The sequence below is a fragment of the Carnobacterium divergens DSM 20623 genome, from assembly GCF_000744255.1.
In the GTDB taxonomy this organism is placed as follows: Bacteria; Bacillota; Bacilli; order Lactobacillales; family Carnobacteriaceae; genus Carnobacterium; species Carnobacterium divergens.
On the sequence record NZ_JQLO01000001.1, the window covers coordinates 1,262,656 to 1,276,337 of the forward strand.

The window sequence follows — 13,682 nt, forward strand, 5'->3', positions numbered from 1 at the left end:
AAGAGTCAAAAATTAGCAATCAATTTTTGACTCTTTTTATTAACTTTTATAGCTTGCAGCTTTTGCTTGTAAAGCAGGGATGTCTGCTTCTGTACAGTATACAAAATGACCTGGTGTAATTTCGCGTAATTTTTCTTCTGCTCCTGTTGGTGCTTTTGGAGTGTATGGAATACGAATACGATTACGTTCATAATTTGGGTCAGGAAGAGGTACAGCTGATAGTAAGCTTTCAGTATAAGGATGCAAAGGTGCATTGTATACTTGCTCAGCAGGAGCTAATTCCACTAATTTCCCATAATACATGACACCAATACGATCGCTAATATATTTTACCATTGAAAGATCATGGGCAATAAATAAATACGTTAACCCTTTTTCTTTTTGTAACTTCATTAATAAATTCACAACTTGCGCTTGAATCGAAACATCTAGCGCAGAAATGGGTTCATCACAAATGATAAATTCTGGTTGAACAGCTAATGCGCGAGCAATTCCTATACGTTGTCTCTGTCCGCCTGAGAACTCATGAGGATAACGAGTGGAATGATCTGGATTCAATCCAACAGTTTTTAACAGCTCATCTACTTGATTATTACGATCAGCTGTTGATGCTGCTAAACCATGAATATCAATTCCTTCAGCGATAATGTCACGAACTTTCATTTTAGGATTCAAAGAAGCATATGGATCTTGATAAATCATTTGCATTTCTCGTCTAAATTGAAGCATATCTTTTTTGCCTTTGATATCATGAACTTCAGTATCTTGGAAAATAATTTCACCAGCAGTAGGCTCATATAAGCGAATAATCGCACGTCCTGTTGTTGATTTTCCACAACCAGATTCTCCTACTAAACCAAATGTTTCACCTTTAAAAACATCAAAAGAAATATCGTTAACAGCTTGAACTTCATTTTGTTGACCTTCATTAAAATATTGTTTTAAACCTTTTACCTGTAAAATCTTTTCTTGATTAGTCATTTAGGTCAACCCCCTTGCCAGCATCAGCATCATCAATTGGTTCAAATGTTGCTTCTGTTGTTGCTTTCATCTCAGCAGATGTTACGTGTTGCTCATTTTTGTAGATTTCTTGACGTGCTCTTATTTCAGCAGGAGGCGTTACCGCCGGTGCATCTGGATGTAACAACCAAGTTGCTGCATAATGAGTATCTGATACTTTAAAGAAAGGTGGTTCCAATTCTGTATCGATTTTCATTGCAAATTCATTACGAGGTGCAAATGCGTCCCCTGTCGGCGGATCTAATAAATCAGGCGGTGTACCTGGAATAGCATACAGATTTCCGCCACCTTCTGTTTCAAGAGTTGGCATCGAGCTGATTAATCCCCATGTATAAGGATGTTGCGGATTGTAGAAAATCTCATCAACTGTTCCTACTTCAACAATTTTACCAGCATACATAACCGCTACACGATCTGCAACGTTAGCAACTACACCTAAATCATGGGTGATAAAAATAATCGATGTCGCAATTTTTTGTTGCAATTGCTTCATTAAATCTAAAATTTGCGCTTGAATTGTAACATCAAGAGCTGTTGTTGGTTCATCAGCAATCAGTACTTCTGGATTACACGCTAAAGCAATCGCAATCACGATTCTTTGACGTTGCCCACCTGAAAATTGATGTGGATACTGCTTCATTCTTTTTTCTGGTTCAGGTAATCCTACTAATTTTAATAATTCTAAAGCACGCTCTAACGCTTCTTTTTTGCTTAATTTTTGATGCTTAATAATAGGTTCAGCTATTTGTTTGCCAATTGACATCGTTGGATTTAAAGACGTCATTGGATCTTGGAAAATCATTGCAATTTCTTTCCCACGAATTCCTTGCATTTCTTTTTCAGAAGTTTTCACAAGGTCTTTACCATTAAATAAAATCTCGCCTTTTTCAATGTTCGCATTTTTAGCAAGCAAACGCATGATACTTCTACTCGTTACTGATTTACCAGAACCAGATTCACCAACGATTGCTAATGTTTCGCCTTTTTTAAGATCGAAACTGACACCACGAATTGCTTGTACTGTACCAGCAAAGGTGTCGAATGTGATATTCAAATCTTTTACTTCTAATATATTACTCATCCGTATCTACCCCGCTAATCTTTCATTTTTGGATCAAATGCATCACGTAAACCATCAGCTAATAAGTTAAATGAAATCATTAAGATACAGATAACGGCTGCTGGATACCACATTAAATGTGGTAAGAAACGGAATGTCTTATATCCATCACTTAAAAGTGTACCTAATGATGCTTGTGGTGCTGGAATTCCTATTCCGATAAAGCTTAAGAATGCTTCAAAGAAAATAGCCGCTGGAATGGTAAACATTGTTTGAATAATGATTACCCCAGATAAGTTTGGAATTAAGTGTTTTATAGCTATTTTAAAAGAAGATTCTCCTAAAGTACGGGCAGCTAAAATGTATTCTTGGTTCTTTAATTTTAATGTTTGAGCACGTACAACACGAGCCATTGAAATCCACCCTGTGATTGCCAATGCTAAAACAATTGACATAATTCCTGGTTCTAAAATCAATAACATTAAAATAACTACTACTAAATTAGGAATTCCAGAAAGGATCTCTAAGAAACGTTGCATCACATTATCGACACGTCCGCCCTTCATACCCGAAATCAGTCCATAAGTTACCCCAATAGTTAAATCAAACAAGGCTGCAATAAAGGCAATCAATAAAGAAACGCTTGTCCCTGCTAAAATACGTGAGAACAAATCACGACCTAAGCCATCTGTACCAAAGAAGTAATTAACATCTTTAGGAACATTTCTTTGTGCATATTTATCCACACGTTTATCGCCAACTTTTGCCGTTCCATTTAACCCATTGATGTTAATCCCTGGAATTCTTGGTGGCAAGTTTGAATAAGCAACTGTTTGTTTATTTGGATCATGTGGTGAAATCAGTTTTGCAGATGCACATGCTGCGATAATAAATAATAAGATAAACAAACAGACAACCGCTGCTTTATTTTTTTTCAATCGTCTCCATGAATCTTGAAAGAAATTCAGGGATGGAGCTGCAATCTTTTCTTTATCTGCTAAACCAGAATCTAATGCTGGTTGAAAGCTGTCAGGGGTTAGGTTGTTCAATTCTTGTTTTAATTCATTTTGTTGACTAGTCATTAATTATCCCCTCCTGCAGTTACACGAATACGTGGATCAATAATTCCATATAAAATATCTACAAGTAAGATTACTCCTACTAACATTGCAGAAAATAGAATTGTTACCCCCATAATCGTTGGGTAATCATTTGTCATAATTGATTTTACAAATTGTTCCCCAATACCAGGGATTGAGAAAATATTTTCAACAACTAATGAACCAGTCATTAGTCCAACTGCTAATGGTCCTAATAGTGTAACTAATGGGATCAATGCATTACGAACACCGTGTTTGAAGGCTACTGTCCAACGACTCAACCCTTTTGCACGTGCTAATTCAATATAATCACTACTTAAAACATCAACCATTTCAGTTCTAATAAAACGAGCTGAATCAGCTAATGGAGAAATTGCTAAGGCTATAGTTGGAAGGACTGATGAAGCAAAGCCATCTTTCCACATCGCAATTGGGAACCACTTTAAGTATACCCCAAACACTAATTGTAGCAATACTGCAAACACGAAGTTTGGAATCGATCGACCTAAAATCGCCATAAAGGTAGCGGATGTATCAATCCATGTATTTTGGTTCATTGCCCCGATTACTCCTAGAATAATTCCAAGTAGTGTCCCGAGGATAATCGCCTGGAATCCTAACTGTAAGGACGGTCCCACACGAGAAGATAGTAACGTTGTTACTGGTGTATTATTAAATTGGAATGATACGCCCAAATTTCCTCTTAATAATCCGGTAATATAAATCCAATATTGTTCTGCCATTGGTTTATTCAAGCCATACTTTTCATTCATAATATAAATTTGTTCTTCTGATAGTTTCTCCTGGTTACTGTATGGTGTACCTGGTAAAAGCTTCATCAAAAAGAATGTAATCGATGCGATTAGGAATAATGTCAAAAACATGTAGAATATTCTAGTTCCTAAAAATTTTGCGTAGTTTTTCATCGATTCAAGCACCTCCAACTCATAATTTTAATCGTATTCTTAAAAAAAGAATATACTATATAGAATAGCTTGTCAAAGGGAATATTGCAAAAGTTTTTTGCTATTTTTCCTTTTTTTTTTTCACTTTATTAAAAAACAGTGACAAAAAGCTTTATTTTCATGTGTTTTTACTAATATATATTTTTTTGAAGTCATTATATTGTTTTAAAAGAAATTTTAGGGTAAATTAAATAAAGTAGATTTTCCTATTAGGAGGAAATAAAAAACATGAATATGAAAAATAAATCCTTAATTTTAATCATTTTGTCATTGATTGCAAGTATTGTTTGGCAACTTGTTACTAGGCAATCACTCAGTCTCTTAGAAACGTCAAACAGTCTCTTTTTTATTGCTGGTATTTTATTGATTTTTGCTTTACTTTGGTTGACTCTTTCTTCTGGCGTTTTCGATTTTTTTAATTATAGCATGAAAAAAAGTCTTCATATTGTCAAAAGAAAAGAAGAAAAATTAGAAGTAACACCTCTTTCTAAATCAGTAGGAACTGGTTTTAAGACCTTTTTAATCTCAGGAGCTGCCTTATTAGTCATCAGCTTATTCGCACTTTTAGGTTACTATTTATGAAATATAGCGTATAATCAGAGTAACGCTTATATGAGCAACAAAATTTAATTTGTGAACTTATTACAAGCATATTTTTATTCAAAGGAGTTTTTATTTATGGAAACAATTTTTTCTGGTATTCAACCAAGTGGTGTTCCTACTATCGGAAACTATATTGGAGCGATGAAACAATTTATTCAGTTACAGGATAACTATAACTGTTACTATTGTATCGTTGATGAACACGCGATTACCGTTCCACAAGACCGTTTAAAATTACGTGAACAAACAAAAGGATTAGCAGCATTATATTTAGCAATTGGACTTGATCCGACTAAATCAACTATCTTTATTCAATCTGAAGTACCAGCTCATACACAGGCAGCATGGATTGTCCAGTGCAATACAACCGTTGGTGAGTTAGAACGAATGACTCAGTTTAAAGATAAATCGGCTAAAAATAATCGTGTAGGTGTTAGTGCCGGTCTCCTTACTTACCCACCTTTAATGGTAGCTGATATTGTTTTATATCAATCAAATTTAGTTCCTGTTGGAGAAGACCAAAAACAACACTTAGAACTAACTCGCGACTTTGTAGAACGATTTAATAATCGTTACAGCAATGGTGCACCTATTTTAACACTACCTGACGCTTTGATTCCAAAAGCTGGTGGACGAATCATGAGTTTGCAAGAACCCACTAACAAAATGAGTAAATCAGATGATAATCAAAAGGGATTTATCTCAATGTTAGATGAACCGGCAGCTATTCGAAAAAAATTAAAAAGTGCAGTAACAGATTCAAGTGGCGTGATTGAGTTTGATGTTGCAAATAAACCAGGTATTTCGAATTTATTAACAATCTATTCTTCTTTTTCTGGGGAATCGATTGACGAGCTTGTTGCTCGTTATCAAGGTGTTGGTTACGGTACATTTAAAGATGAATTAGCGGATGCTGTGATTAATGTTATGGAGCCTATCCAAGTTCGTTATCGTGAACTGCTTCATTCAGATGAGTTGGACCAAATTTTAGACACTGGTGCTATTGAAGCTAATAAAGTCGCAAATAAGACTCTTACTAAGATGATAAATAGTGTTGGCTTAGGAAGAAAAAAACGTTAAAAAAAAGAGAAGCTAAAGCTTCTCTTTTTTTAATAGATTAAATTTAATAAATCTTCTTTTTCAATATTCCCAAAGTAACGTTTAATATCTACTTTATCTAAGACATCATTGATTGCGCTTCGTTCATATTTTACATTTTCTAGTATTTTTTCGACATCCGAGATTTCACCTAGACCAAAAAAATCACCAAAGATTCTTACTTCTTTTAAAAATCCATTTTCAACATTCATCTTAAACTCAACTGATCCAATTGGAAAACGTTGGCGACGATTTAATTCAAATTTAGGCGATTTCCCATAATTCCAATCCCAGTTCCCATAATAGTCGTTTGAAATTTCATGGATTCGATTCCAGTCCGCTTCCGTTAGATGATATTCTTTTACTTGGCTACGCTCTGTTACGTCAAAAATACTCAACAACAACTGATTTCTAAATTCTTTTGTTGAAATGTATTGATATTCATCACTTAAAAAAGGTTTGATATTCGTAACACGACTTCTGATTGATTTGATTCCCTTTGATTCAATTTTATCTTTTCGTACTTTTAAAGCACCTACAACAGCTTCAATATCACTGTCAAACATAATTGTTCCATGCGCAAACATTCTACCACTTGTCGCATACATCGCATTTCCTGAAAATTTCTTGTCATCAATCACTAAATCATTACGACCTTTTAATTCAGCCCCCTCAACACCCATTTGATGCAAGGAAGCAATCACTGGCTTTGTAAATTTCCCAAAGTCTCGGAAAGAATTGCCATCATCCGGCATAATAAAACTAAAGGATAGATTGCCAAAATCGTGATAAACAGCTCCACCACCTGATAAACGACGCACAACATGAATGTTATTTTCTTCAACATACTGTGTGTTGATTTCTTCAATTGTATTTTGATTACGCCCAATAATAATCGATGGCTCATTAATGTAAAAAAGTAAAATAGGTTCATCTAACTTCATTTCTTTTAATAAAAATGTTTCAATTGCTAAATTAATTCGCGGATCTGTAACCTCGTTGTTGTCTACAAAATACATAAATAAATTGCTCCTTTTTCTTATAATTCTATTATTAAATCTTTTTTTGCCAATAAAACTTCTGTATTCTCTACGTGGTTGATTGCTTCTGCTTTTAACAATTCTAAATCTCCCGTTTGAGGCAAATGTGTCAAGACTAGTTTAGAGACTTTTGCTTCTTTAGCAATACGAGCCACTTCGACTGAAGTCATATGCACTCGGTGATTTTCCATTCCTTCAAAGAAATTCGTATCCGCCAATAATACATCTGCTCCCTTAGAAAAAGGAATAAAATCTGCTAAATAACCTGAATCTGCTGTATAAACCAAAACTTTTCCAGTCTTCACTTCTTCAATTCGCATTGCAAAACAAGGAACCGGGTGCAGAGTTCTCATAAAGGTAATCTCAAATGGCCCAACATACGTTTTATGATGTTCTTCATAGGCAATGCCTTCTGAAACTCGCTCTAAAGTTAAGGCACTAAATCCTTGAGCATTTTCAGTATGAGCATAAATCGGTAAAATAGGTGCTCGATCTTCTCCATGATTTTTACGTTTCAGTTGTCTTAAAAATTGCAATACACCGATATCTGCAATATGGTCATGATGATAATGAGATAAAATCACCGCATCTAATTCCAAAGGATCAATATGCTGTTCCAAGGCAATCAAGGAGGCACTTCCAGCATCTACTAATAAATGATACCCCTCAGACTCAACTAGATAAGCACTTGTTCCTTCGTTTTTGAAGGGATAGCCGCCCCAAAATCCTAAAACTGTTACTTTCATATTTATTATCTCCTTTCAAACTCTTCATAATTACCATACACCACACCTCTTAAAAGATAAATGAAAATGACTTTTTTTATTAAAAAGAACGATCTTTCTTTTCATATTTAAATTAAAAATTCCAAATTAAATACAATTTTGTTTTTTCATAAATGCAATCACGCTCTCACTTATCCCATTCGCTTGCTCAACACATTGATTAATACCAAAGCCACCAAAACCATTACCCCCAATGTAGATACCAGGAAAATCCTTTTCCAATAATTGGATGACTTTGGCTTTCCTTTCATCATGTTGTGTCGTATATTGAGGAATCGCATTCGGCCATCTAGAAACCACATGATAATTTGGTGGGGTCTCAATTCCAAGTATTTTCTGTAAATCTTCTAAAATATATTTTTCGACTTCTTGATTGCTTAGTGAAACCAGTGAGTCTTCCCCGCGTCGTCCAAAATTAACACCCACAAGCGTTTCTTCTGTTGGATTTAGCACTGGCCATTTTTTATCCAATAAGACCGCTGACGTTATGTGAGAGGCATCTCTGCGTGGGGTAACAAAACCAAAACCAGAGGGTTGATTTTTAATAGCTCCCTTTGGAAAACTCAATAAAATAAATCCAATTGATGCTGTCACAATCTCATTGAAAAATTCTGTTAGCTCCGTATTTTTAAAAAGGTGGCGGTATTCAGTTGCAGTAGTTGCTACAATAATCGCCCCAACCCGCATCTGTTCTTTTCTATTAATATCTAAAATATATGTTCCACCAACACTTTTTTTAATTTCAAATACTTTTTTGCTAAATTGAATGTGACATTTTAATCGTTCTTCAAGATTTTCTGTTAACACTGACAATCCATTGTCAAATGTTGCATAATTGCCATCACCATCTAAAAGTTCAGGATGCTTAGCCAGTCCTTTTGATAAACTACGGTATTTTTGGTGAATTTTATAGATGGATTCATTTGAACTAATAATTCCCATTTCATCTAAATCACCTGCATAAATTTTAGAAAAAAAGGGTTCTACAACATGTTCAACTTGCTCTTCTCCTAATCTTTTTCTTAAAAATGTACTAACTGAAACATCTTGTTCTAATGTTATTTTGGGTTGAAAAAAGTCCTTGTAACTTGCAACCTTTCCATGAAACGTTAAAATATGGTTTTTCCAAATATCTTGTCTTCTAATTGGAATGCCTTTATAAGTTGGGTAGTCTAAGCAATGTAACTGATTGTAAAAATAGACATCTGGCTTATTTCCTTGACTAAAAATCAACCAATTTTCAATCCCCAACTCTTTAATTAAATTCAGTGCATCAGGGTACCGAACATCAATGGATTCTGCTCCCGTATCGATGTAACGGTCTTTTACTTTAATAGTATGTATTTTTCCGCCGATTCTTGTTGAACCTTCTAATAAAATCAGTTCAAATGGTAAGTTGTATTTTTGAATTTCTTGTTCAATTCGGTATGCTGCTGTTAACCCTGTGATTCCCCCACCGATAATTGCAATTCTTTTTTTAGCTCTCTCCATTTTCGCCCAACCTCCATTATGCTTCCAAAGTACCTTTATTTTACTTGTTTTCAGTGAAAAAGGAAACCATCTTTAAGTACTTTTTTACATATAATTAAAGTGCTTATTTTTATAATTTTTATTAATATTATTTCTCTTGCATTTCTAGCAGATTTCAATACACTTCTTTCACAAAGCAGTGTATACTTAGAGATGTAATCACAACTGACTATTATGGAGGTAAATTATGAGTATGTATGTTTATACCACAACCGGTACACATCCCTATCTAAGAACGTATCTACACGACCATCCTGAACGTACGATGACACTAATGCAACGTGCAGATTCTTCAGGTACTTATTTACTAATGGATGAAAGTAATGGCAATTCTATCTTTAATGCACCTTTTGGTTATATTAATCGCTATCAATATCAAGAAAAGCCCCCAATTGGAATGGCTGTCCTACAGCATATTGGGTTATTACCAGAAGATGAAAAAAGCTTTTTGTTGCAATTTGATAAATTAAAAGCCACTTTAACTAACCACCCAGAATTAGATTGTTTGTATTTATTAAAATCAGAGCGTAAAATGGCGTATTTGATTATGACTTTTTGGCAATCTACTGATGATTTTCATAAGTTTGAAAAATCGATTGATTTTCAACCGTTGCTTCCTTATGTAGCCGATCATCAAAGTCAATCTTCTGAAATAACCTATGCAGATGTATTTTACATTAGATAATTTAGTTTAAAATCGACACGCAATTATTTATAAAAAGCCTTAAGCAAAAATAATGCTTAAGGCTTCTTTTTATCTACTTGTTTAACTCACTTTTTGCTACAACATAAAATTCTGTAATTGCTACTTGATTATATGGGAATACCCAAAGTAATGGAATAAATAATCCTACCATACTAATCAAATACCATCCGATAAATGATAATTGTAAAACAAACAACGACCAAATTTTACCTTTAAGCAACTGATTTACATATTTGAATAAATCACCAAAACCTAATTGCGGAAAATCGTAACGAGCTTGGACTGCTATTTGGAAATACGCTCCAATAATTAGTGAGAAACCTAAAGCAATCAGCGTCAAAATAGTAGTTAATCCAAGTAAAGCTCCAATACCACCTGTAGCTACAGCATCTTGTGACATTGAAACGCCTGTTCCACTCGTAAATACCAAGGCAATCACTGCACCAATCCCTACAACGCTAATTGCTGGAATAAAGATAATAAAACTAATAATAAAACTAACTACTTTAGAAACGATATTAATCAATAGCATCGGTACATAACGACCTTCGCTAAAAACATTGAACAACATGGATACTTCTGCTTTTTCTCCTCGAACTGTTCTGAGGGCTGCAATATATAACCCATAAGAAAATGCAAAGGTTAGGAATATTCCAGATAACCAAATAATGGTTGAATTGTCATGGAAAAGAGCTCCTAAAATGGCTGTAATAAAATAATTGATTAAACCTGATAACAATGTTAAGAGAGCAAAGGTACCCCATTGACCTTTAAGCGTTGTTCTTGCTGCTTTTCGAAAATCAGCACTTGTCATTTTCATCATCCTTTCTTTTTAAGAACCAAATTTAATTTTCTTAACTGTTTCACTGTCCAAGCGTTTAATGACTTCTGTCATTAGTTTCACTGTATTTAAATAATCGTCTTCATGAATAACTGAAGTATGAGAATGTAAATAGCGTGTTGCCACTGTAATCGCTAAGGCTGGAATCCCATTTTTACTCACATGTTGACTTCCTGCATCTGTTCCCCCACCAGCAATCACTGTATATTGGAAAGGAATTTCTAATTCTTCAGCTACACCTACGACAAAATCACGTAAACCTTTATGAGCGACCATTGACGCATCGTAAATAATAATTTGTGGCCCTTTACCTAATTTAGAATCCGCTTCTTTAGATGTCATTCCAGGAGTGTCTCCGGCTGTTCCAGTATCTAATGCAAAAGCAATATCTGGATCAACCATATGAGTAGCCGTTTTTGCACCACGCAAACCAACTTCTTCTTGAACATTTCCTGCTCCAAAAGCAATATTTGGATGTGATGATGCTTTTAAGTTTTCTAAAATTCTTAGTGTCACTGCTAAACCAATTCGATTATCCCAAGCTTTTGCTAATAAAAACTTAGAGTCATTCAAACGTTTAAATTCGATGTAAGGTGTGACCATGTCTCCTGGTTTAACTCCCCAGTTCAGAACTTCTTCTTTACTTGTTGCACCGATATCAATAAACATATCGGCAATCTCATAAGCTTTATTGCGTACTTCAGCAGTTAGCACATGGGGTGGTTTACAACCAATTACGCCATGTATTGTTTTATTTTTGCCAGTTGTAATTTCAACTTGTTGCGCTAACATTACTTGCGACCACCAACCACCTAAGGTTTGAAACTTAAGGAAGCCTTCTTCAGTTATTCCTGTAACCATAAAACCAACTTCATCTAGGTGACCTGCAAATAGTATTTTCGGGCCAGATGCATCTCCGACTTTTTTAGCAATCACACTACCTAAACCGTCAAAGTTAATTTTATCAGCATATTTTTCAGCATAATTAACGAAAACATTACGAACGGCTCCTTCATTTCCTGGAACCCCTTTTGCATCTGTTAAATCTTTTAATAATTGCAATTCCTTTTCTTCCATTTTAAAAGACCTCCTTTCAATTCTAAGCTTTATTATATCACTTTTTATGAAAAAACTAAAACCATTCCTTTTTATAACAACATGAATTTTATAGCTAAAAAAAACTTGTACCCGTTAACGAGTACAAGTTTTTCCTCACAATTAATGGCTTGTTACATAAGCCCATTTGTATGAATATTCAGGACCTACTAATTGCATTCCCACATCTTTAACAAATGGTTTTTCTAAAACTGCATTGTAACGTTGATAGATAGGCCCAATTCCGGCTGTTTTCAACAGTTCTTTTTCAGCTTCGCGCATTTCATCCCAACGTTTTTCTGGGTCAGAAAGGCTCGTTGTTTTAACATTTTCCAACAATTCGTCGTACTTCGCATTTGAGAAATTTGAACGGTTATTGCTGTTATCTGTTGTAAATAAATCTAAGAAGCTAACAGGATCAGAGAAATCAGCACTCCAACCAGCTACTTGAATATCATAGTCCATTTTATTATTTAAATCGATACGAACTTTAAATGGAACATTTTTCAATTTCACTGTTAAGCCTGGTAAGTTTTCTTCTAATTGACCTTGCATAAACTCTAATGAACGTTTTGCATTTTCAGTATCGTCAGAAAGTAATTCTAACTCAACCTTATCAACTCCAAGTTCTTTCAAGCCTTTTTTCCATGCAGCGGCTGCTTCTTTTTTATTGTATTTCAATATGTTGCCATTTTCTTTACGGAAGTCTTTACCGTTTTTAGGATCTTTTGCTAAACCTTCTGGAACAAAACCATCAGCTGGAATTGAACCATTTTTTAAGATAGTATCTGAATAAGATTGTTTATCAAATGCCATTGAAATAGCTTTACGGATATTTTCATTGGCTAATGGAGTATCACTACCATTACGTTTTTGATTGTATTTAAAGTAGAACACAGATGAAGTTGGAATGTTTTTCAAATCAGGATCGCCTTCTTTAGTTTGAACATACTCCCCTGTTAATTTCATCATATCGATATCATCTGAATCATATAAATTCAACGCAGTTGACATTTCTTTTACGACGTCTACTTTGATCGTATCTAGTTTCACTTCTTTTTTATCCCAATAAGTGTCGTTCTTTTTGTAAACCCAGCTTAAACCAGTTCCGTCCCATTCGGTTAATTGGAAAGGCCCATTATAAACTAATTTTTCACTGTTTTTAGCAAATGAATCGCCTTGCTCAGTCACATATTTCTCATTTTGTGGCATAAACATGGTTAAACATAATAAATCTTTAAAGTAAGGAACTTCTGCTGCTAATTTTACTTCAAAGGTTTTATCATCAAGCGCTTTGACACCTAAATCTGTTGCTGGTTTTTCACCTTTTGTAATTTCAGTAGCATTTTCAACAATTCCTGACATCATGTAAGAAAATTGTGCTGCTGTATTAGGATCTACTACACGTCTCCATGCAAACACAAAATCATTTGCTGTTACAGGATCGCCATTTGACCAATTTGCATCGTCTCTGATTTTAAAGGTATAGGTTAAACCATCTTCGCTAATTTGTGGTTCTTCTTTTGCCATTCCTAAAACAATGTTATTTTTCAAATCTTTACGATAAAGTCCTTCAAACACATTGTTCATAACGGTTGAACCTACCGCATCTGTGTTCATTACAGAATCCATTGTTGGAATTTCTGCTGTTTCAATTAAATTTAATTCTTGTTTTTTTGCCATCTTGCCGCTATCGTTTGATGCGTTATCACTTTTATCAGAACTTCCTCCACCACATGCTGCCAAAATGACAGTTGAAGCTAGAGCAACTCCTAAAATCCCCATTACTTTACCTTTTTTCATTTCTAGACCTCCAATTTCAACCTTATTAAGTTAAGA

The 13,682-nt window shown here is 34.5% G+C and carries 13 protein-coding genes; 3 read left to right on the forward strand and 10 right to left on the reverse strand.

The genetic code is table 11. The features are described from left to right. Window positions 1-39 precede the first annotated feature (39 nt). From BR52_RS06175 to opp3b, 4 genes are read right to left on the reverse strand one after another with little or no spacing between them, the layout of a single operon-like run. The gene (locus tag BR52_RS06175) at window positions 40-981 is read right to left on the reverse strand and encodes an ABC transporter ATP-binding protein (protein WP_034570396.1); all 942 of its coding nucleotides are present in this window, start codon (window positions 979-981) and stop codon (window positions 40-42) included. Continuing rightward, window positions 974-2,101, reverse strand: coding sequence for an ABC transporter ATP-binding protein (locus tag BR52_RS06180; protein WP_034570399.1), 1,128 nt, complete (start codon window positions 2,099-2,101; stop codon window positions 974-976). The genes BR52_RS06175 and BR52_RS06180 overlap by 8 nt, the downstream gene beginning before the upstream one ends. A gap of 14 nt (window positions 2,102-2,115) precedes the next feature. Continuing rightward, window positions 2,116-3,162: an oligopeptide ABC transporter permease gene (gene opp3C / locus BR52_RS06185; RefSeq protein ID WP_034570402.1), complete on the reverse strand. Its 1,047-nt coding sequence runs from the start codon at window positions 3,160-3,162 to the stop codon at window positions 2,116-2,118. After that, window positions 3,162-4,106, reverse strand: coding sequence for an oligopeptide ABC transporter permease (gene opp3b, locus BR52_RS06190; RefSeq protein ID WP_034570404.1), 945 nt, complete (start codon window positions 4,104-4,106; stop codon window positions 3,162-3,164). Before opp3b ends, opp3C begins: the two co-directional genes overlap by 1 nt. A gap of 267 nt (window positions 4,107-4,373) precedes the next feature. On the opposite strand from opp3b, the gene BR52_RS06195 reads away from it, so the two are divergent. After that, a complete protein-coding gene (locus BR52_RS06195) occupies window positions 4,374-4,727 on the forward strand; it encodes a DUF3899 domain-containing protein (RefSeq protein WP_236707190.1) in 354 nt (117 codons plus the stop codon). Window positions 4,728-4,823: 96 nt separating this feature from the next. After that, window positions 4,824-5,828 (forward strand): tryptophan--tRNA ligase, encoded by a 1,005-nt coding sequence (gene trpS / locus BR52_RS06200; protein WP_034570407.1) that lies wholly within the window; start codon window positions 4,824-4,826, stop codon window positions 5,826-5,828. 29 nt (window positions 5,829-5,857) lie between these two features. On the opposite strand, the gene lplA is transcribed toward trpS, so the two are convergent. From lplA to hemG, 3 genes are all read right to left on the reverse strand, one after another. Next, on the reverse strand, window positions 5,858-6,865 hold the full coding sequence (gene lplA, locus BR52_RS06205) for a lipoate--protein ligase (RefSeq protein WP_034570410.1): 1,008 nt from the start codon (window positions 6,863-6,865) through the stop codon (window positions 5,858-5,860). 20 nt (window positions 6,866-6,885) lie between these two features. After that, entirely contained in the window at window positions 6,886-7,632 is a 747-nt protein-coding gene (locus BR52_RS06210) for an MBL fold metallo-hydrolase (protein ID WP_034570413.1), read from the reverse strand. Between the two features lie 126 nt (window positions 7,633-7,758). Further along, window positions 7,759-9,162 (reverse strand): protoporphyrinogen oxidase, encoded by a 1,404-nt coding sequence (gene hemG / locus BR52_RS06215; protein WP_034570415.1) that lies wholly within the window; start codon window positions 9,160-9,162, stop codon window positions 7,759-7,761. 226 nt (window positions 9,163-9,388) lie between these two features. Between hemG and BR52_RS06220 the strand changes: the two genes are divergently transcribed. After that, the gene (locus tag BR52_RS06220) at window positions 9,389-9,886 is read left to right on the forward strand and encodes a hypothetical protein (protein ID WP_034570416.1); all 498 of its coding nucleotides are present in this window, start codon (window positions 9,389-9,391) and stop codon (window positions 9,884-9,886) included. 73 nt (window positions 9,887-9,959) lie between these two features. Here the strand turns inward: BR52_RS06220 and BR52_RS06225 are convergent, their stop codons facing one another. From BR52_RS06225 to BR52_RS06235, 3 genes are all read right to left on the reverse strand, one after another. Continuing rightward, window positions 9,960-10,721, reverse strand: coding sequence for a DUF975 family protein (locus BR52_RS06225; protein WP_034570419.1), 762 nt, complete (start codon window positions 10,719-10,721; stop codon window positions 9,960-9,962). Between the two features lie 18 nt (window positions 10,722-10,739). Beyond that, the gene (locus BR52_RS06230; protein ID WP_034570422.1) at window positions 10,740-11,825 is read right to left on the reverse strand and encodes a M42 family metallopeptidase; all 1,086 of its coding nucleotides are present in this window, start codon (window positions 11,823-11,825) and stop codon (window positions 10,740-10,742) included. Window positions 11,826-11,966: 141 nt separating this feature from the next. Next, window positions 11,967-13,646 carry a peptide ABC transporter substrate-binding protein gene (locus tag BR52_RS06235; protein WP_034570424.1) on the reverse strand — a complete coding sequence of 560 codons (1,680 nt, stop codon included), beginning with the start codon at window positions 13,644-13,646 and terminating at the stop codon, window positions 11,967-11,969. Between the last annotated feature and the right edge of the window lie 36 nt (window positions 13,647-13,682).

Coding starts and splice junctions, on each gene's coding strand:
- BR52_RS06175 (WP_034570396.1), bottom strand. CDS start 981: ATGACTAATCAAGAAAAGATTTTACAGGTAAAAGGTTTAAAACAATAT.
- BR52_RS06180 (WP_034570399.1), bottom strand. CDS start 2,101: ATGAGTAATATATTAGAAGTAAAAGATTTGAATATCACATTCGACACC.
- opp3C (WP_034570402.1), bottom strand. CDS start 3,162: ATGACTAGTCAACAAAATGAATTAAAACAAGAATTGAACAACCTAACC.
- opp3b (WP_034570404.1), bottom strand. CDS start 4,106: ATGAAAAACTACGCAAAATTTTTAGGAACTAGAATATTCTACATGTTT.
- BR52_RS06195 (WP_236707190.1), top strand. CDS start 4,374: ATGAATATGAAAAATAAATCCTTAATTTTAATCATTTTGTCATTGATT.
- trpS (WP_034570407.1), top strand. CDS start 4,824: ATGGAAACAATTTTTTCTGGTATTCAACCAAGTGGTGTTCCTACTATC.
- lplA (WP_034570410.1), bottom strand. CDS start 6,865: ATGTATTTTGTAGACAACAACGAGGTTACAGATCCGCGAATTAATTTA.
- BR52_RS06210 (WP_034570413.1), bottom strand. CDS start 7,632: ATGAAAGTAACAGTTTTAGGATTTTGGGGCGGCTATCCCTTCAAAAAC.
- hemG (WP_034570415.1), bottom strand. CDS start 9,162: ATGGAGAGAGCTAAAAAAAGAATTGCAATTATCGGTGGGGGAATCACA.
- BR52_RS06220 (WP_034570416.1), top strand. CDS start 9,389: ATGAGTATGTATGTTTATACCACAACCGGTACACATCCCTATCTAAGA.
- BR52_RS06225 (WP_034570419.1), bottom strand. CDS start 10,721: ATGACAAGTGCTGATTTTCGAAAAGCAGCAAGAACAACGCTTAAAGGT.
- BR52_RS06230 (WP_034570422.1), bottom strand. CDS start 11,825: ATGGAAGAAAAGGAATTGCAATTATTAAAAGATTTAACAGATGCAAAA.
- BR52_RS06235 (WP_034570424.1), bottom strand. CDS start 13,646: ATGAAAAAAGGTAAAGTAATGGGGATTTTAGGAGTTGCTCTAGCTTCA.